Below are 19463 nucleotides of genomic sequence, written 5' to 3' on the forward strand. Positions count from 1 at the left end.
GTCGTTTTCAAAGAACGTCTGGGAGCTAAAGTAAAAAAACGCTACGATATTGCTAAAACACCATTACAGCGATTGCTCGAAAAGGATGTGTTAACTGATAAGATGAAAATTAATCTCCTAGATCAGTATCAGAGCTTAAATCCACTTGCTCTCCATCGCCAAATCGAGAGCCTTCTGGCTGCAGAGCTTCACGGCTTTACTATTGATCTTAACCTTGATAAAGAACCAGCTCTTTCTCTTTCTTAGGGTAAGATCCTTATATGAGTGAGCCATCCGCTTAGGGTAAGATTTTTATATGGGTTTACACGGAACATTGATTAAGGTTACAATATTTTTTAGGGCTTATTTAAGAGGAGGCTGACTTGATGTATAAAGTGGTAAACAAATTTGATTTCAGGCTTACGACTGAAGATGTTCTGAAGGGTCAGGGCATAGATCCGGACCGGGCATCTGATCGGTTGATCGAAACGGCAGAATCGGTAATTGAAACAGCGGAAAGCCTTCTTAAACCGGCAGCCATGTATATACTGGCCAGAGTTTCTGATTTTGAACATCAGAAGGTTACCTTTGAAGGAGGAAGCTTCGAAGGATCATTGGTAGCAAGAGCTATGGCCGGCGCTAAACACCTGTATATTGGCCTATGTACTATCGGAGAAGATTTGGAACTGAAAGTTGAAGAGATGATGAATGAAAATCCCGTTCTGGCTATCGCTCTTGATGGTGCCGGTATTTCTGCTGTCCGGAAGGTATCAGAAACGGTTGAAGATATTATCAGTGCCGAAACCTGTGAATTGAAGCTATCATTGGGTATGAGAGCCCAACCCGGCCAGGAAGGCTGGCCCCTCGAACAGCAGCGCCAGGTTTTTGAAATCCTGCCTGGTGAAGAGATCGGGGTAAGGCTAACTGAAAGCTGCCTGATGATCCCCAGGAAATCAGTTACCTTTGTTATACCCAGAGGGAAAGAACTGGGCACCAGCGTTGTCCCCTGCGATTTCTGTTCCAAACGAAACCGCTGTGACTGGAGAAAAGAGAAGCAGGCTGGATAGAACCATTTAGATAAAAAGTGAGGCAGAACTCCATTTGGATGTTCTGCCTTATTTTTTTGGCTCCCCAGGCAGGATTCGAACCTGCAACCTACCGGTTAACAGCCGGCCGCTCTGCCGTTGAGCTACTGAGGAATCTAAACCAGCATTAGTATTATACTGAATGCAAATTGGCCCGTCAAGGACTATTTTGAATCTCTGGCCGCGATCTTCTGCAGAATCTCGTCATACTTTTCTTTTGAAATCGGATAAAAAGAAAGAATAATGATACCGGTTATGAAGAACAGGATCGGTATGGGACCGCAGAGAAGCCTGATTCCGAGCAGTGACAACTCAGTCTGGGGCACATCGGGAATATAGCCGAATGCGCTGAGTGTCCAGCCGCTCAGGGCGATGGCAAAGGCCTGCCCCACCTTGCTGGTAAATGTCCATAAACCGTAAAAGACACCTTCCCTTCTTATACCTTTTTCGGCATAATCATACTCAACAACATCGGGTACTATGGCATAGGGCATTACATACTGGGTGGCAAACCCTACACCAGCTACAGCCATGATTATATACGAAAATTCCATCGGAATCCGGTGGCCGATGAGGAAGAAAAGCAATACGGCAAGAGCCATGATAAACATGCCGCTGTTATAGCTCTTCTTTTTACCCAAACTTTTTGAGATGTGCGTCCACACGGGGATGAAAATCATGGAACTGATAAGCAGTGAGACCAGGGCCAACTGAAAACCGGTCTCATTACCGTACAGATAGACATAGTAATAGAGCAGAGCTCCCTGGATAATCGTTATCCCGGTTATATGCAGGGTCCAGGGGATCAGGCAGGTCAGAAATGTTTTCATGCCGAGAACTTCGGCATAGGATCTGAAAATATTTTGTTTGGTTGGCGCTTCTCTGTGAACCGGTTCCCTTACTGAAAAAACAGTGATCAGAGCAGTAACCATCATTATCGCTCCCATTACAGCGCCCATCAGCCTCCAGCCTGAAACCACCTCACCGGTTAAGCCGACCAGCGGAAGGACCAGGCCGGCTCCGACCAGCGTGCCGACAACTGCGCTGCTCATCCTGAAAGCATTGAGGACAGTCCGTTCGTTATAGTCGGTTGTAAGTTCCGGAGTGAGCGCTCCATAGGGGATATTGACCAGTGTATAGGCGGTGCAAAGCAGGCAGTACATCACGGCAGCCCAGGCGAAGAGGGTCCACTGGTTGATATAGCCGGGTTTGCTGAACATGAGAATCATCATCAGGAATAGCAGGAAAGAGCCGACAAACATGTACGGACGCCTCCTGCCCCAGCGTGTTCTGGTCCGGTCTGACAGGTAACCTACTGCAGGATCGGTAACCGCGTCCCACACTTTCCCGATCATCAGGGCAGTCCCCGCCAGGCCTGCAGCCAACCCGACTATATCAGTCATGAAGAAGAGCAGGTAAAATCCCATCATTGTGAAGAAAAGATTTCCGCCTAAATCACATATTCCAAAACCGAGTTTTGTCTTTAGTGGAAGTTTGCCGCTGAAAATTTCGACTCTCTCAACATTGTCGGGCAATATTGCACCTGCTTTCTTTATCAAAATTATTTACTTATGTTTCTGAAATACCTCTGCAGCCAGTTAATCTTACAGGGCGTAATTTGTCAATACAATTTTACCCCTGCAGTTGCAGGATTTTATTGATCTGAAGCGAAATAGATGATCAATTGTTAAATTATGGTTTTAGTTTATAGGTTGTGGCAGAACCTGTGAGGAGGTTGGCGTAGTGCGTTTAACAGGCGGTGAGTTAATTGCCCGGGCTTTGATTCAAACCGGAGTTCCCTGGGTGGCCGGAATTCCCGGTCACGGTTGTCTGGCTCTTGTCGATGCTTTTTATAAAAATAGAGATGAATTGCCCCTGTACATGGTCCGTCACGAGCAAAGTGCAGCCCATATGGCCGATGGTTATTTTCGCGTAACCGGCAGACCGGCTGCTGCGTTTACATCGATCGGTCCGGGTGCTCTTAACCTGGCTGTCGGACTGGCTACCTCTTTCGTTGATTCCACAGCGCTGCTGGCGCTGATCGGTGAGACCCATACTTATATGTTCGGCCGGGGCGTCCTCCAGGAGATTGAACGACGCCGGGCCGCCGATTCATTAAGCGCGCTGGCCCCGCTAACAAAATATTCACAGCTGATTACCCGGGTTGACCAGCTTCCCCACGCCCTTAACCGTTCTTTTAGAGCTATCCATACCGGGCGGCCCGGACCGGCAGTTATCGCTTTGCCGATGGATGTTCAGGCAGATGGGATGGAAATTGATCCGGAAGCTCTCACTTTTACTTTTCCCGGACCGGCCGGACCGCCCGGCCTGGAAATTTATGAAGCGGCCAAACTGCTGCTTGAAGCAAAACGGCCGCTTATTCTGGCCGGTGGCGGTGTCCTCCGCGCAGGCGCATCCGGAGCGCTGGTAAAACTTGCCGAGAGAATTGGCGCGGCCATGATCACCACCATGGCCGGGAAAAGTTCCGTCCCGGAAGATCATCCCCTTTATGCCTGGCATGCCGGTTCCAAAGGAACATCCTGCGGTAATGCGCTGGCTGCCAGTGCTGATGTAGTCCTTGCAGTTGGCTGTCGTTTCGCTGATGAAACGACATCATCTTACCGTCACGGGATCAGTTTTAAAATACCGCCGGCCAGGTTGATTCACATTGATGTCGATGGAACAGAAATCGGCAAGAATTACCCAGTGGAAATCGGCCTCTGCGGTGATGCCCGTTTGATTCTGGAAGCTCTGGTTGACGAGTTGGGGAAACCGGATAAAAATATGCTTGACACACCTTATGCGGCTGAAATAGCCAAGACCCGTGAACTCTGGTTCAAAGAGCTGGCAGAATTTAACATAACTGCTTCTCCGATTACTGTATCCGGCGCTCTGAAGGAGATCCGTTCTGCCCTTCCACGCAGCGGATACCTGGTTACATCCTCCGGGCACAGCCAGGCCCAGGTTCTGCAGGAATTTCCTTTCTATGAGCCGGGCACTCTGGTCACAACCGGCGGTTTCTCAACAATGGGCTTTTCACTGCCCGCAGCATTCGGTGTAAAACTGGCCAAACCTGAGGAAGCAGTTATAGCCCTGGTCGGAGATGGTGATTTTCTGATGACCGCCCAGGAACTGGCCACGGCAAGACAGTACGACCTGGGAGTGGTTATAGTAGTTCTCAACAACAACGGCTTTTTATCGATCCGGGATCTCCAGACTGATGTTTACGGAGAAGCCCGGCGTTATGCCACCGAGTTTACCAATCGAAAAGGAGACAGTGTTTCTCCCGATCTTACCGCAATGGCCAGCGCTTTTAGCATTCCGGCGGTTAATGTATCGGAACCCGGTGAGGTTGAACCGGCTGTTAGAAGAGCAATAGCCGAAGGTGGCCCCTGGCTGATCGAGGTCACAGTGAACCGCGAATATCCCTGGTCCGGCGGAAAGGCAGCCGGCTGGTGGGATGTACCGGTACCCGAATACCTCGTGGAACAAAGAAAGAATTATTTGAATGCCCGCCGTGAAGAACGGCTGTATCGCTGATTGAGGAGAGGAAACTATGATCAATGTGCTTTTTGCCGGATGCGGCAGGATCTCCGATCTGCATGCCCTGGGCTACGAAAATAACCCGGATGCAAAGATTTACGGACTATTCGATCCGGATACCGAAAAAGCGGAAAATAAATCTAATCAATGGAAGGCAGAAAAAGTATACCCGAGCTATGCGGAAGCTCTGGCTGACCCGGCAATTACCCTGGTTGAAATTTTAACTCCCCATCACCTCCACTGCGAGATGGCAGTAGAGGCAGCTAAAGCGGGCAAGCATGTTTCGCTGCAGAAGCCGATGGCCATGAGCCTGGAAGAAGCAGACAGGATTATTGAAGCTGCCGAAAAAAACAGGATTACCCTCCGCATCTATGAAAACTTTGTCTATTATCCTCCATATGTTAAAGCCCGTGATTTAATCATGGAAGGAGCAATCGGTGATCCGCTTTCTTTTAACCTGCGCGTTCGCTGCGGCTTTAGCCCCAATGCCTGGGATATTCCAATCGATTCCTGGCAGTGGCGTTTTAACCCAAAAACAGGCGGCGGTTGCCCGGTAATGTTTGATCACAATTACCATAACTTTTCACTGGCCCTCTTTTTGCTCGGACCGGTTGAGAAAATAGCAGCCTGGACCGGAGAGACCGAAGTTATCCAAGACAGCGGACTGACCGTGGATACCCCAGCGGCGGTGATCTGGAAATATAAAAATAAGAGCACTATCGGGTTGATGGATGTTGTGATGGCACCCGAGCTTATAATTGACAGCAACTACTATGCAGACGAAAGCAGACTGGAAATTACGGGAACCAGAGGGATAATTTTTGTTAACCGCTGTACCGGACAGCTGCAGAACCGTCCCCCGGTCGAGCTTTATGCAGAAGGAATTACTACATCATATGAGCATATCCCGGCCGGCTGGGAAGAGAGTTTTAAGGCAGCTACCAGGGATATGATCGATTCTATTATGGAAGGCCGGCAACCAAGGCTCTCGGGTAAAGAGGGCAGGGATGCCCTGGCTATGACCCTTGCCGCCGGGAATTCAGCCTCTTCGGGCCAGACAGTTTATCTCGATTCACCGGCTCCGGGAAAGGTGGATCAAGCAGATGACTGATAAAGGGAAAAAGATCAGCAATGAACTAACCGAAGGACTGGAAAGAACCGCGCATCGGGCTTTACTTCTCGGTCTGGGAATGAACCGCAGCGATTTCGGGAAACCGTTGATCGGTATTGCCAATTCACAAACCGACCTGGTTCCCGGGCATATGCATTTAAACGAACTTTCCGCTGTAATCCGTGAGGGAATTGCCGCCGGCGGCGGCATTGCCCGCGAATTCCACACCTGTGCTGTCTGCGACGGGCTGGCCCAAGGGCATGCAGGCATGAACTATTCCCTTCCCAGCCGTGAAAATATTGCCGATACTGTCGAGATCATGACCCGCGCTCACTGCCTGGACGGTCTGGTTCTCCTATGCGGATGCGATAAGATTGTTCCCGGCCAGTTGATGGCAGCCCTGAGGCTGGACATCCCGACTATCATGGTCACTGCAGGCTGCATGACAGAAGGCCGGTGCGGCAGTCATCACAGCTTAACCTTAAGCAGTATGCGTGAACTTGCCGGTGCGGCTGCTTCGGGAAAAATTTCTGCTGAAGAACTTGCAGCGGTTGAAGAAGCAGCAATACCCGGAGCAGGAAGCTGTGCCATGCTGGGTACAGCAAATACCATGTCTTACCTGGCGGAAGCGATGGGGATAACCTTACCCGGAATGGGAGCAGCTCCCGCCCGCAGCGCTTGTAAACTTCGTCTTGCCAGAAGCAGTGGTGAGCAAATCGTCGAATTGGTTAACCGGGGGATTACGACCAGGCAGATTATCAACCGCAGCGCCCTGTTGAATGCCATTGCAGTTGATATGGCCCTGGGTGGCTCAACAAACAGTATTCTACACCTGCTTGCCCTGGCAGCCGAGGGAAACATTGAATTGAAGCTAAAAGACTTTGATCATATATCCGATCTAATACCCCATTTATGTGACCTGCTTCCCGGTGGTAATTACCCCGTATCCGAATTTTACCATGAAGGCGGAGTTCAGGCTTTGCTGGCAGAACTGAAGACCTGCTTACCCGATGGGTCAGTTAAGAATGTCCTGGGCAAATCTGTTAATGAAATGGTCGGGGACTGGAAAAAAGATCGTTCCATGCTAAAAACCGGGAAAGTGATCCATCCCCTCTCCGATCCGATTCACCCCAGCGGCGGTTTAACAGTTCTTTACGGCAACCTTGCCCCGGAGGGCGCAGTTCTTAAAAAAGCTGCTGTAAAAATGGACCAGGAGATCTTTGAAGGCAGGGCACAGACCTTTGATTGTCTTGAAGATGCAATTGAAAAGGCATTGGCGAATAAAATAGAGAGCGGTTCGATCGTCGTCTTACGCTATGAAGGCCCCCGGGGTGGACCAGGAATGCGGGAGATACACATGTTAAGCGCTCTGCTGAGCGGAATGAAGAGTGGTACAGCGGTAGTCACCGACGGTCGCTTTTCCGGTTCTACACGCGGTCTCTGTATCGGTCATGTTACCCCCGAGGCTGCTTCAGGAGGGCCGATTGCCCTGGTTCGTGATGGAGATTTAATCCGCATTGACCTGAAAAAACGTGAAATTTCTATCCTGGTAGATCAAAAGATCCTGAAAGATAGAAAACCCTCTGCACCTGATAAAAATATTTCCCGGGGAATCCTGACCCGTTACGGCAACCTGGCCGGTTCTGCTTCTGAGGGAGCTATCCTGAACTAAAAACGGCAGGCTTTCTTAACAGCCTGCCGCATTTAGTTTACAGAATCATAAACTGCTTATTCGAGATAATCACGAAGCCTTTTACTGCGCATCGGGTGCCGCAGTTTCCGGAGAGCTTTAGCTTCGATTTGGCGAATCCTCTCCCTGGTTACACCAAAGTACTGTCCTACTTCCTCGAGTGTACGGGACCTTCCGTCATCCAGACCGAACCGCAGGCGAAGAACTTTTTCCTCCCGGGCTGAAAGAGTATCGAGCACATCTTCGAGCTGTTCCTTGAGCAGTTCAAAGGCAGCAGCATCGGCCGGGGCCTGAGCTTCATGGTCTTCTATAAAATCTCCGAGATGGCTGTCATCTTCTTCCCCGATGGGAGTTTCCAGTGAAACCGGCTCCTGGGCAATTTTCAGAATTTCCCGAACCCGTTCTTCGCTGATATTCATTTCCTGGGCAATTTCTTCGGGAAGCGGCTCGCGGCCCAGTTCCTGAACAAGCTGGCGCGAAATCCTGATCAGTTTGTTGATCGTTTCCACCATATGAACCGGGATCCGGATTGTTCTGGCCTGATCAGCAATAGCCCTGGTAATTGCCTGACGTATCCACCAGGTTGCATAGGTGCTGAATTTATATCCTTTTCGATAATCGAACTTTTCAACAGCCTTGATCAGTCCAAGGTTGCCTTCCTGGATCAGATCCAGGAACAGCATGCCCCGACCGACATATTTCTTGGCAATGCTGACAACCAGCCTCAGATTTGCCTCGGCCAGCCTTCTCCTTGCCTCGTCGCTGTTATGTTCAATAGCCTGGGCCAGCTCGACTTCTTCTTCTGGAGTTAAAAGCGGAATTTTACCGATTTCCTTCAGGTACATACGAACGGGATCATTAACAGCGACCCCTTCGGGAGCCGTAAGGAGATCTGCGCTCTCCGTTTTCGAATCACCTTCTGTATCACTATCATGATCTGCATCCTGAACATCGGATACGGAATCATCGGTAATGTCGATTCCTTCCTGCACTAATTTATCATAGAAAATATCAAGAGCTTCTACAGAGAGTTCGTAAGGCTGCAAGGTATCAATGATCTCCTTGTAACTGATTGAACCCTTGCTCTTACCACGCTCAAACAGCTCATGCTGTGCATCTTCCAGTGAAATTGTTTTTTCTACATCTTTAGCCATCGAAATCCCCTCCTTTTCCAGGACGGTCAGGGCTTCCGTCTTTGCTGAGTAAAAGGTGCTGATATTTATTCATAAATTCCTTAATTTCTTCTTCAGTTCCCGAGGTTTCCAGTTCTTTCAACTTTTTCTGAATGTCCCTTTTTTGACTTTTCAGCCAGGACTGACGAATTTCATTCATACAATCTTCAGCCATACGCTTCGCGATCTTGGGCTGCAGATCCTGCAACTCAGGATCGGTTACAGCTTCTGTAACCATTTTAACTACCTGAGAATCTTCAAAGCGATTTAGCAGCTTTTCAGTACTCAGGCTTAAGTCTTCTTCAGCAAGCGCCCAGATTGATTCAATCACTTCTCTGATACGTTTATCTTCAAAATATTCAGGTTCTAAGTTATTTCGCCCTTTTTCGGCAATATCCTTGCTCTGAAGCATTAAAGATATTAATATTTTTTCAGCTCTTCTAACCGTTATAGCGGGACCGGCCGCCAAAAAATCAGTCTGTTCCGAATCAGCTGCCCGCCCGGTTTTTTTGCGTCTTATCTTTAGCTCCCTGCGCAGCGCATCTTCATCAATTGCAAGTTCTTCAGCAGCCCGTTTAAGATAAAAATCCTGCTCAACCTGGTTAACAGCCGCCAGAAGAAAAGACATTAACTCTTCCGTATAGTCCAATCTTCCCCGGTCGGAAGTTAGATCAAATTGCTTTTTAAGCTGCAGGAGCCGGTATTCCATTAATGGTGTAGCCTTATCCACCAATGTGAGAAAAGCTTCTTTGCCGTATTCTTTGATATAGCTGTCGGGATCGCTTCCCTCCGGTAGTTCAGCTACATGAACCAGGCAGCCTGTTTTCTGCAGTATACTTAGACCTCTCCAGGTTGCCGCCTCACCGGCTGTATCTGAATCGTAAGCTGTAATTACAGTCTCCGCCTGGTGTCGAAGAATTCTGCCCTGTTCAGCCGTTAGCGCTGTGCCCAGTGAAGCAACTACATTTTCAATTCCTTCCTGATAAGCGGTAATCACGTCGGTATAGCCCTCCATGACCACTGCTTTCTTCTCCCGGCGAATAGCCTCTCTGGATAGATTCAACCCGTAAAGCATTGAACCTTTGTTAAATACCGGGGTTTCCGGTGAATTGAGATATTTGGGTCCGCTATTTTCATTTTCATTCAGGGAGCGGCCACCGAAACCGGCAACTTTACCGCTTATATTAAAAATGGGAAAGATCAGCCTGTCCCTGAAGCGGTCATAATATCCTTTATCCTTGCCCGGAGAAACCAGCCCGGCTTTGACCATCAGGTCTGCCGGTATACCCTTTTTATGGGCAAAATTAAAAAATCCGGTCCAATCAGCCGGGGCATATCCCAGTTTAAATGTTTCGGCAGACTGGGCGTTTATCCCTCTTTTTTGTAAATAACCCAGTGCTTTACTGCCAGATTTGGTTTTAGTAAGGCAGTAAGCAAAAAAACGGGCCGCCAGCTGATTAAGTTTATAGATATTCTCCTTTAAATCCTCTTCTCCTGCCTTTTCTTTTCTGTATTCAGGGATCTTCACACCGGCCCGGTCTGCCAGGAATCTTGCTGCTTCCGGAAAACTCAGGTTTTCCAGCTGCATAACCAGGCTGAAAACATTTCCTGAAGCGCCGCACCCGAAACAGTGAAAAAGTTGTTTTTCAGGAGATACAGTAAATGAAGGAGTTTTTTCATTGTGAAAGGGGCAAAGACCGACCATATTTTTACCTCTTCTTTCAAGTTTGAGATATTCTCCAGTCAGGTTGACCAGGTCGGTATGCTGACGAATCTCGTCTATTATCTCTTCCGGTATACCCTGTGGCATAGCAGAATTCCTCCGGTAAGCTCATTTTCAATGCCTGAGCTGCATTTGACCGCCGTTAAGTAATAAAAACCCCATCTCTATGACTGAGACGAGGTGCTCCCGGTTCCCCGGCCGGTTCGGTTATCTATAAACCCGGGCCAATGTAACCTATTCGACAATTAAGTTTTTATTCCTGCAACAATCAGCCAAGTGAACTCAATGGAAGGTGGCAAAAAAGTACCCCCCGTAATTTATTGTCCCGGGGGGTACATGGTATTTTTTTGTCTGACAGATATTCTTAAATTATTTGATCTTCGCTGCAGCTTCAGCAACGATTTGATCGAACTTTTCAATTTCAGATCCGGCAAGTTCGGTATAGGAAACTCTATCTCTTTCCATGCCTAGTGCTTCCATCATATCACAGGCGTGGCCGACCCTTTTCCCTGTCCAGAAAGTGATATCCTTGTACTGACACTTGTTCTTGTCATCCTCACCGCATCCAACTACTACTACTCCGTCAACACCCAATTCGAAAGCCTTTAGGATGTGTACAGAATCAAGTTTACCAACACAGGGATAGCGGACTACCGCTGTATTTTTATGTTCCTTGTTAACAAATTCCGGCATGGCAAAGGCTCCGTAGGCACAGGTAATGGCCAGCATCACCGGTTCGCCGTTTCGTTTTGCCAGCGCTTTCTGTACTGCAGGCTCGATAGAGTTTACAGCATCTTCAACATAAGGTGCATGGAACTTGATCGCGTAAACAGGGCAGACACTCATACATAAACCACAGGCCTGGCACTGTTCGTTTCGGACACTTACCTTCCCTTCTTCATTAAGCACCGGCACATCGTATGGACAGATGCGCAGGCAGGTCAGGCAGTGCACACAAAGTTCTTCATCCTGGCAGGCTCCTGCCGCACAGGTCAGGCAGCGGCGAGCCTCACTGATAGCTGTTGCCACATCATAGCCCAGTTCGGCTTGTTTGAAGTGGCGAACTCTTTCTTCAGGGGTCATCATCGGAATCTGGTAACGATCAATTTTGCCGACCTCTCCGGCAACCTTCGGATCGAGTTTTTCAAGTTCCGGGATCTCGTTGATATCGGCCTTGTCAAATGGAACTCCCTGCAGGTAACTGGCAATAGCCTGGGCGGCTAACCTGCCGTTCCCCATGGCCTGGACTGCAGTCCCCGGTCCCATAACCATTTCCCCACAACTGAATACACCGGCTCTGCTGGTGGTCATCCTGGAGTCATTAAAAACCACCCTGCCGCGCTCATCAATATCAATTTCGCCGCGGACCGGTTCGGGATCTCCACCCTGGCCGATGGCAAATATTACTAAATCGCCTGAAATAACTTCCTGGCATTCCTCATTCATGGTTGGATTAAACCGGCCCTGATCATCGAAAACGCATGTACATTCAACAACTTCGAGACCGGTAATTTTCCCATTATCCCGGACGATTGCCTTCGGTCCCCAGGATGTATTAAATTCAATACCCTCTTCTTTTGCTTCTTCTATTTCCCATTCAAAAGCCGGCATTTCTTCATCACATTCAAGGCAGGCCAGTTTAACTTTTCCTGCCCCTGCCCTGACAGCGGAACGGGCAACGTCCATTGCCACATTACCGCCACCGATTACAATAACTTCGGGGCTGCCTTCGAATTTAAATCCTTCTCTTTTCACCTGCTGCAGGAATGGCAAAGCATTAAGCACCCCTTCACCCTCTCCGCCGGGCAGGTTCAATCCGCGGCTAACCGGCAGACCCATGGCCAGAAGAATCGCCTGGTAGCCTTCTTTCTCCAGTTTTTCGATGGTAATATCTTTACCCATCTCCACTCCAAATTTAAACTTTACACCCTGCTCTGCAATCTCTTCTATATCCTGGTCGACTGCTTCATCAGGTAGACGGTAAAGCGGAATATAGTGCCTTACTGCCCCGCCGGCTGCATTTTCACGGTCAAATACTGTAACATCTGCTCCAAGACGGGCCAAATCATATGCAGCTGTAAGTCCGGCAGGACCGGCTCCGACAATCGCAACTTTTCCACTGATCTTTGCACCATCTGCAGGCGGGGCGGCTTTAGCCTTCCCGTACTCAACGGCAAATCTCTTTAAAGCCCTTATCGAAGGTGGTTTGTCTACATCATTGCGACGGCATTCGTCTTCACAATGATGAGCACAGATTGTTCCGCAGACAAAAGGCAGTGGATTGGTTTCTTTGATTATTGCCAGCGCACGGTCAAAATCTCCGGTAGCGATAGCCAGCAAATAATCACGACAACCCTGGTGCACCGGACAGGCCGACTGACAGGGTGGTTGAATATTGTGCGAAGCCAAATCATGGTTATGATGCTGGGTCAATTGGATCACTCCTTGCAACTATTTTAACTGATCAACTATTCGCCATAAAATATGGTTCTCCTGTTTATATCAACTGACAATTGCAAGATTGAATCTTCTTATTATTCAATCCTCAAACTTACTTACCCTTTACAGAGTCGCCCGTGCAGCTGCCAACCTGGCAACAGGTAATCTGAATGGCGAGCAGCTGACATAATCCAATCCGGCAGTGTTGAAAAACTCAATTGATGCCGGATCCCCCCCATGCTCCCCACAGATACCGACTTTCAGGTTAGGTCTGGAATTGCGTCCCTTTTCTATGGCTATTTTTATTAACTGGCCTACGCCTTCCCGATCTACTTCTGCAAAGGGATTTACCTTTAAAATTTTGTGCTGAAGGTAAAATGGAAGAAACTTGCCTTCCGAATCATCCCGGCTGTACCCGAGTGTAGTCTGGGTTAAATCATTGGTTCCGAAGGAAAAGAAGGAAGCAGATTCTGCCAGATGATCGGCAACGAGGCAGGCTCTGGGCAGCTCGATCATAGTCCCGACCAGGTAGGGAACCTGCCTTCCCATTTCTTCAAAAAGAGTCCGGGCTGTTTCATCAACCAGTTTTTTCATCAAATCCATTTCCTCACGATGACCGACCAGGGGGATCATAATTTCCGGCTGCAGCTGGTCGATGGAAATCCCTTCGTTTAACAGTTCAAAAGCTGCCATGAAGATCGCCCTGATCTGCATACGATATATCTCAGGATAGACCAGCCCTAACCTGCAGCCGCGGTGACCGAGCATGGGGTTAAATTCGGATAAAGACTGCACTTTGTGCAGCAATACTTCTTTAGCCTTTAACTCTCCGGCATCCCCGTTTTCTCTTCTTAACCGGTCAACTTCAATTAAAAGCTCTTCGCGATCCGGTAAAAATTCGTGTAGGGGTGGATCAAGTAACCGGATGGTTACCGGATATCCGGCCATTTCCCTGAGAATTCCTTTAAAATCACCTTTTTGCATCGGCAGTAACTCGGCCAGCGCAGCTTCACGTTCTTCCAGATTTGTGGAAAGAATCATTCTCTGGACAACCGGAACTCGATCTGCGGCCATAAACATGTGCTCTGTCCGGCACAGGCCGATTCCCTGGGCTCCCATTTCAACCGACCGGCGGGCATCTTCCGGATTATCTGCATTCGCCCGGACTTTCAACCGGCGAATTTCATCGGCCCACCTTAAAAGCTCGTGAAAATCATCGGTAAATCGGGGCTCAATAAGCGGAACCTCGCCCAGGATAACTTCGCCGGTACTGCCGTCAATTGATAATATTACTCCTTCTTTGTATTCAACTCCCTGAACCGTAAAGCGTCCCCCGCTGATATCTATTTTTAAATCTTCACACCCGCAAACACATGGTTTGCCCATTCCCCTGGCTACAACTGCAGCATGACTGGTCATGCCTCCCCTGCTGGTCAGAACACCCCGGGCTGCAATAATTCCGTGTATATCATCAGGCGTGGTTTCTGGACGGACCAGCAGAACATCCTTTCCTGCCTGAGCCATATCCTGCGCACGGTCTGCATCAAAAACAACAATTCCGGATGCAGCTCCCGGCGAGGCCGGCAGTCCGCGGGCGATAACTTTCTTCTCAGCATCGGGATCTATCCGCCAGTGAAGCAGATGCTCCAGTTGAGCCGGTTCTATTCTCTGCAAGGCTTCCGTCTTGGTGATTAAACCTTCTTTAACCATTTCAACTGCAATACGGACAGCCGAAGAGGCCGTCCTCTTGCCGGTCCTGGTTTGCAGCATGTAAAGTTTACCCTGTTCAATGGTAAACTCAATATCCTGCATATCACGGTAATGCAGTTCAAGCGTCCGGCAGTGCTCTACAAACTCCCTGTAAACTTCCGGCAAATCGTGCTCCAACTCATCCAATGGGTGGGGCGTTCTGATTCCGGCTACGACATCCTCCCCCTGTGCGTTCAGAAGATATTCGCCGTAAAGTTTATTTTCTCCGGTTGAAGGATCCCTGGTGAAAGCAACACCTGTTCCGCTATCCTCACCAAGGTTACCGAAAACCATGACCTGCACATTTACCGCGGTTCCAAGTGTTTCAGGTATTTTATGTGCCTGGCGGTAGACTACTGCCCGATCCGTATTCCAGGATTTAAATACAGCCTCAATTGCCATGATTAATTGTTCCATTGGATCGGTGGGAAATTCTCTGCCTGTTTCCTTACGGACGATAACCAGGAATTCTTTAACAACATTTTCAAGATCCCGTTCATCCAGTTCAGCATCGGTCTGGACATTTTTCTCGTGCCTGACCCTGGTTAGAACATTTTCAAACTGGTAGTGGCCGACTTTTAATACTACATCGGCAAACATCTGGATAAAACGACGGTAGCAGTCAAGGGCAAATCGACGGTTTCCCGCTTCACTGGCCAGATATTCAACTGTATCTGTTGTAAGCCCGAGATTGAGAACAGTATCCATCATACCGGGCATGGAAACCACCGCTCCCGAACGGACAGATAGCAGTAATGGTTTTTTCCCTCCAAATGTGCGCCCGGTTCCATGCTCAAGAGCTTTAAGGTTAGATTCTATTTCCGACTCAAGCTCCGGCCACAATCCATCCCCCAGACTCAGGTAGCGGTTGCATGCTTCGGTGGTCACAATAAATCCCGGCGGAACGGGCAGACCAATGCGGGCCATCTCGGCCAGATTGGCGCCTTTTCCGCCCAGTAAACTTTTCATCGATTTGTTACCCTCTGCAAAGGGATAAACATATTTGCCGCTGTTCATTATTTATGACCTCCCCTGATAATCTGGATAATCCTGTTGGCAACTTCTTCAACAGCTTTGTTGGAAACATCAAAAACAGTACAGCCAAGTTTTTTCATAATGCGTTGGGCATATGCCAGCTCTTCCTCGATCCGTTCACCAGAAACATAATTGGCGTCATCCTCAAGCCCCAGTGATTTGAGCCGTTCCCGCCTGATCTGCTGGAGCTGATCGGGGTTGATGATCAGGCCTATAATTTTATCGCTGGGAATCCAGAAGAGTTCTTCCGGAGGCTCGACCTCCGGTACAAGAGGCAGGTTGGCAACCTTTATTCTCTGGTGGGCGAGATACATGCTGAGCGGAGTTTTTGATGTTCGGGATATCCCGATCAAAACAACATCCGCCTGAAGCAGCCCCCGTGGATCTTTGCCATCGTCATGTTTAACGGCGAATTCCACAGCGGCCACTCTTTTGAAATAATCTTCATCAAGCTTTCTGACCCGTCCTGGTTCACTTCGCGGTTCTTTCGCCGTAATGCAACTGAAAGCATTCATTAATGAACCGAGAATATCCGCAGTGCAGATATTATAAAGTCTGGATTCTTCTTCCATAGCCTGCCGTAGTTCAGGAACGACCAGGGTATAGGCAACAATGGCATTGCTCTCGGCGGCATCCTTAATAACCTGGTAAACCTGGTTTTTATCCTCAACAAAAGGGACCCTGCGCATTTCCACTTTACCTGAATCAAACTGGCTGGCAACAGCTTTGACTACAAACTCGGCGGTATCACCGATTGAGTCCGATACGATATAGACAATCGGCTTGTCAGTAATAAAATTCATCCATAAACCTCCCGCACACCTTAAATCAATAACAAATCCTGCTGTTATTTAACATTACAAGCTTACTATACTGTATAAACCTTCGTTCTTCCTGCCTGAATAATGAATTAAGGAGTTTGCAACCGGGAAAAATCAGCAACCCGGTTGAATAGAGCTTTTATCCTCGCTAACAGGTTTAGTCTGTTGTCCCTTATGGCCCTATCCTCGACCATAATCATTACGCTGTCAAACAAATTATCAATTGACGGTTTCAAAGTCTGCAGTTCTTCCAAACTGTGAGCAGTATCCCCGTTCCCTTCAATTGCTGTTTCCACAGCCAGCATGCTGTGATAAAGTTCTCTCTCCGTATCATCAACGAATAGATTCTCATTAATTACTCCACCGGAAGTTTTTCCGGCCAGATTGGCAACACGATTATAGGCAATGACAACATCATCAAGCAGCGGACCTTTAACATATTCATCCAAAACTACTGCCCGGTTAAACATTTCGTAAATTGAATTGAAGGGAACTGCAAGTACTGCTTCAATGACATCAAAAGTAATACCCTGTTCCTGCAGGGCAAATCTGATCCGCTGAGTAATAAAATCGGTCAGGTTTCCGCTGATTTCATCTACCTGCTTCGGGGTTAGATTCAAAGTCCCGGTCAGGTTATTCAAAGCGATCCCGATGAAATCTGCAATAGAAAGATCTAATTTCTTGCCGAGCATGATTGAAACTGCCCCCTGAGCCTGACGCCTCAGGGCATAAGGGTCCTGGGATCCTGTAGGCTGTATCCCGATGGCAAAGCATCCGGCCAGGGTGTCAATGCGATCAGCCAGCGAAACCAGAGCTCCTACCATGCCGGCTGGTATATCATCACCGCTGAACCGTGGAAGATAATGCTCATATATACTCACAGCTACTTCTTCTGTTTCACCGCTCAATCGGGCATATTCCCTTCCCATTACACCCTGCAATTCGGTAAACTCCTTGACCAGGCTGGTTACCAGATCTGCTTTGCAGAGATGAGCGGCTCTTTGGGCAGCTTCTATTTGATCCCGGGGAAGGCTCAAAGCTTTTCCGAGCTTTTCAGTTAGCTGTACCAAACGATCCCGCTTCTGATCGAGAGTACCCAGGGACTCCAAAAATATTACACTGGAAAGCTGCTCCACATAGTCTTCCAGGGCCTGTTTACGGTCTTCATTAAAGAAAAAGCGGGCATCAGCAAGCCTGGCCTGCAGTACCTTGGCATAACCTTTCCTGATATTTTCATGAAACCGATTATTGCTGATTCCAACAAAATAGGGCAATAAACCCGAACCGTCTTCTTCCAAAATGGGGAAATACCTCTGATGATGCTGCATGGTGGTTATGAGCACTTCCTGCGGTAGATCGAGATAAGCTTCATCAAAATAGCCATCAACGGCTACCGGATATTCAACCAGATGAATAACCTCTTCCAGAAGATCGGGATCGATCAAGGCTTTTCCACCTTTTTCGGCAGCTTTCTGTTCAAGCTGTTTACGGATAATTTCACGTCGTTTATCCTGGCTGACCACAACGAAGTTCTCTTCCAGGGTTTTAAAATAGCTTTCTATATCGTTAATCTTCAGAGGTTCCTTTGTCAGAAAACGATGACCTAATGTGAATTTACCGGAAGTAACTCCGGCATATTCAAAGTGAATTTCCCGGTTGTCGTACAGCGCCAAAAGCCAGCGAATCGGACGGGCAAACCGAATATCTTTACCTTGCCAGTACATGGGCCGTGGAAAATTTAGTTTTTGAATCAACCTGGGCAGCAGCAGGGTTAGTAGGTTGGCTGTAGGCCGGCCGGCAATTTCTTTTTGAATTACTACATAGCGGGCATTTTTTATAACCTCTTCCCCAACCTGATCAATGGAAACACCCTGACCCTGCATAAAGCCGGTGAGCGCTTTTGTCGGTTTGCCATCTTCATCATAAGCCCTGTCTAAAGGTGGCCCCTTGACAGTTTCAACCAGATCAGGCTGTGCCGTTTCGAGATTTCCGACTACCATAACCAGTCTTCGCGGGGTGCCCCAGGTCTCGATATCCCCATGTTCCAGGCGATTATCTGCAAGCAGCGCTGCCGCTTCAGTCTTAAGCTGTTCAAGAGCACCGGCCATAAAACGGGATGGAATCTCTTCGCAGCCTATTTCAAATAAAAGGTCGGCTGTTTTTGTCATTTCGTCATTCCTCCTTTGGCCAGCAGCGGGTAGCCCGCATCTTCACGTTGTTTAAGATAGCACTCTGCACACATCCTGGCCAGCGTTCTCACCCGGCCGATATATGCCGCTCTCTCACTTACACCGATCGCACCCCTGGCGTCAAGGTTGTTAAATGTATGAGAACATTTCAATATATAATCGTAAGCGGGGTAAACCAGGTTCAACTCGAGCAGCCTCTTTGCTTCAGCTTCATAATCTGAAAATAATTTAAAGAGCAGATCGCGATCTGCATAATCAAAGCTGTAGCTCGACTGTTCCCATTCCACCCGTTGAAAAACCTCTCCATAGGTAATATTGCCGGTCCAGATAAGATCAAAAACATTATCGCAATCCTGTAAATACATCGCTATTCTTTCCAGGCCGTAAGTCAGTTCAACCGGAACCTGCTCAACATCGAACCCGCCAACCTGTTGGAAATAGGTAAACTGGGTTATCTCCATCCCGTCCAGCCATATTTCCCAGCCCAGGCCCCAGGCTCCCAGGGTAGGCGCTTCCCAGTTATCTTCAACAAAGCGGATATCATGCTCCAGCGGATCAAGGCCTAAATAGGCCAGACTGTCCAGATACTGCTGTTGAATGTCCGGTGGCGCCGGTTTGATTATTACCTGGTATTGGAGGTGCTGGTATAACCTGTTGGGGTTTTCTCCGTACCTTCCATCTGCCGGACGCCTTGATGGTTCAACATAGGCAACAGACCAGGGTTCGGGACCCATTGATTTAAGAAAGGTTGCCGGGTTCATTGTCCCCGCCCCTTTTTCCACATCATAGGGCTGCCAGATCAGGCACCCTCTCGAAGCCCAGAACTCCTGAAGTTTGATCATAATCGTTTGTAGATCCATCGCATTTCCTCCACTTCATGCCAATTATTCTGCTGATTTCTATAAAGGCCATTTTGGATATCAAAAA

General features: G+C 48.4%; 13 protein-coding genes and 1 tRNA gene. 5 read left to right on the forward strand and 9 right to left on the reverse strand.

Translation table 11 applies throughout. The features are described 5' to 3' along the window. The coding region (locus SCJ97_02295) for a hypothetical protein (GenBank protein MDW7738875.1) at positions 1 to 246 on the forward strand (246 nt) is incomplete at its 5' end. Positions 247 to 365: 119 nt separating this feature from the next. Next, entirely contained in the window at positions 366 to 1046 is a 681-nt protein-coding gene (locus SCJ97_02300; GenBank protein MDW7738876.1) for a hypothetical protein, read from the forward strand. Between the two features lie 57 nt (positions 1047 to 1103). Here the strand turns inward: SCJ97_02300 and SCJ97_02305 are convergent. After that, positions 1104 to 1178: transfer RNA gene (locus tag SCJ97_02305), tRNA-Asn, on the reverse strand. Between the two features lie 50 nt (positions 1179 to 1228). Next, positions 1229 to 2599 carry a glycoside-pentoside-hexuronide (GPH):cation symporter gene (locus SCJ97_02310; GenBank protein MDW7738877.1) on the reverse strand — a complete coding sequence of 457 codons (1371 nt, stop codon included), beginning with the start codon at positions 2597 to 2599 and terminating at the stop codon, positions 1229 to 1231. 208 nt (positions 2600 to 2807) lie between these two features. Between SCJ97_02310 and SCJ97_02315 the strand changes: the two genes are divergently transcribed. The 3 genes from SCJ97_02315 to ilvD are packed head-to-tail and all read left to right on the forward strand — an operon-like array spanning position 2808 to position 7390. Further along, a complete protein-coding gene (locus SCJ97_02315; protein ID MDW7738878.1) occupies positions 2808 to 4604 on the forward strand; it encodes a thiamine pyrophosphate-binding protein in 1797 nt (598 codons plus the stop codon). A 16-nt stretch (positions 4605 to 4620) separates the two neighbouring features. After that, positions 4621 to 5718, forward strand: a complete 1098-nt coding sequence (locus SCJ97_02320; protein MDW7738879.1) for a Gfo/Idh/MocA family oxidoreductase — start codon at positions 4621 to 4623, stop codon at positions 5716 to 5718. Next, on the forward strand, positions 5711 to 7390 hold the full coding sequence (ilvD, locus tag SCJ97_02325; GenBank protein MDW7738880.1) for a dihydroxy-acid dehydratase: 1680 nt from the start codon (positions 5711 to 5713) through the stop codon (positions 7388 to 7390). Before SCJ97_02320 ends, ilvD begins: the two co-directional genes overlap by 8 nt. 56 nt (positions 7391 to 7446) lie before the next feature. Here ilvD and rpoD read toward each other — a convergent pair whose 3' ends face one another. The 7 genes from rpoD to glyQ all read right to left on the reverse strand — a co-directional run bounded on the left by rpoD (position 7447) and on the right by glyQ (position 19396). Next, the gene (gene rpoD, locus SCJ97_02330) at positions 7447 to 8562 is read right to left on the reverse strand and encodes an RNA polymerase sigma factor RpoD (GenBank protein ID MDW7738881.1); all 1116 of its coding nucleotides are present in this window, start codon (positions 8560 to 8562) and stop codon (positions 7447 to 7449) included. Next, positions 8555 to 10390 (reverse strand): DNA primase, encoded by a 1836-nt coding sequence (gene dnaG, locus SCJ97_02335; protein MDW7738882.1) that lies wholly within the window; start codon positions 10388 to 10390, stop codon positions 8555 to 8557. The genes rpoD and dnaG overlap by 8 nt, the downstream gene beginning before the upstream one ends. 282 nt (positions 10391 to 10672) lie before the next feature. Next, positions 10673 to 12736, reverse strand: a complete 2064-nt coding sequence (locus SCJ97_02340; protein ID MDW7738883.1) for an FAD-dependent oxidoreductase — start codon at positions 12734 to 12736, stop codon at positions 10673 to 10675. A 129-nt stretch (positions 12737 to 12865) separates the two neighbouring features. Continuing rightward, a complete protein-coding gene (gene ppdK, locus SCJ97_02345; protein ID MDW7738884.1) occupies positions 12866 to 15508 on the reverse strand; it encodes a pyruvate, phosphate dikinase in 2643 nt (880 codons plus the stop codon). Then, positions 15508 to 16329 carry a pyruvate, water dikinase regulatory protein gene (locus SCJ97_02350; protein ID MDW7738885.1) on the reverse strand — a complete coding sequence of 274 codons (822 nt, stop codon included), beginning with the start codon at positions 16327 to 16329 and terminating at the stop codon, positions 15508 to 15510. Before SCJ97_02350 ends, ppdK begins: the two co-directional genes overlap by 1 nt. Positions 16330 to 16436: 107 nt before the next feature. Then, a complete protein-coding gene (gene glyS / locus SCJ97_02355) occupies positions 16437 to 18515 on the reverse strand; it encodes a glycine--tRNA ligase subunit beta (protein MDW7738886.1) in 2079 nt (692 codons plus the stop codon). Next, positions 18512 to 19396 (reverse strand): glycine--tRNA ligase subunit alpha, encoded by an 885-nt coding sequence (gene glyQ, locus SCJ97_02360; protein MDW7738887.1) that lies wholly within the window; start codon positions 19394 to 19396, stop codon positions 18512 to 18514. The genes glyS and glyQ overlap by 4 nt, the downstream gene beginning before the upstream one ends. Positions 19397 to 19463: the final 67 nt, after the last annotated feature.

Source organism: Bacillota bacterium, from assembly GCA_033549065.1.
Taxonomy (GTDB): domain Bacteria; phylum Bacillota; class Dethiobacteria; order DTU022; family DTU022; genus JAWSUE01.

What these genes read in the sequence shown, in the direction of transcription:
- SCJ97_02320 (MDW7738879.1), top strand. Translation starts at nt 4,621, where the DNA reads ATGATCAATGTGCTTTTTGCCGGATGCGGCAGGATCTCCGATCTGCAT.
- dnaG (MDW7738882.1), bottom strand. Translation starts at nt 10,390, where the DNA reads ATGCCACAGGGTATACCGGAAGAGATAATAGACGAGATTCGTCAGCAT.
- SCJ97_02300 (MDW7738876.1), top strand. Translation starts at nt 366, where the DNA reads ATGTATAAAGTGGTAAACAAATTTGATTTCAGGCTTACGACTGAAGAT.
- glyQ (MDW7738887.1), bottom strand. Translation starts at nt 19,396, where the DNA reads ATGGATCTACAAACGATTATGATCAAACTTCAGGAGTTCTGGGCTTCG.
- rpoD (MDW7738881.1), bottom strand. Translation starts at nt 8,562, where the DNA reads ATGGCTAAAGATGTAGAAAAAACAATTTCACTGGAAGATGCACAGCAT.
- SCJ97_02350 (MDW7738885.1), bottom strand. Translation starts at nt 16,329, where the DNA reads ATGAATTTTATTACTGACAAGCCGATTGTCTATATCGTATCGGACTCA.
- ilvD (MDW7738880.1), top strand. Translation starts at nt 5,711, where the DNA reads ATGACTGATAAAGGGAAAAAGATCAGCAATGAACTAACCGAAGGACTG.
- glyS (MDW7738886.1), bottom strand. Translation starts at nt 18,515, where the DNA reads ATGACAAAAACAGCCGACCTTTTATTTGAAATAGGCTGCGAAGAGATT.
- ppdK (MDW7738884.1), bottom strand. Translation starts at nt 15,508, where the DNA reads ATGAACAGCGGCAAATATGTTTATCCCTTTGCAGAGGGTAACAAATCG.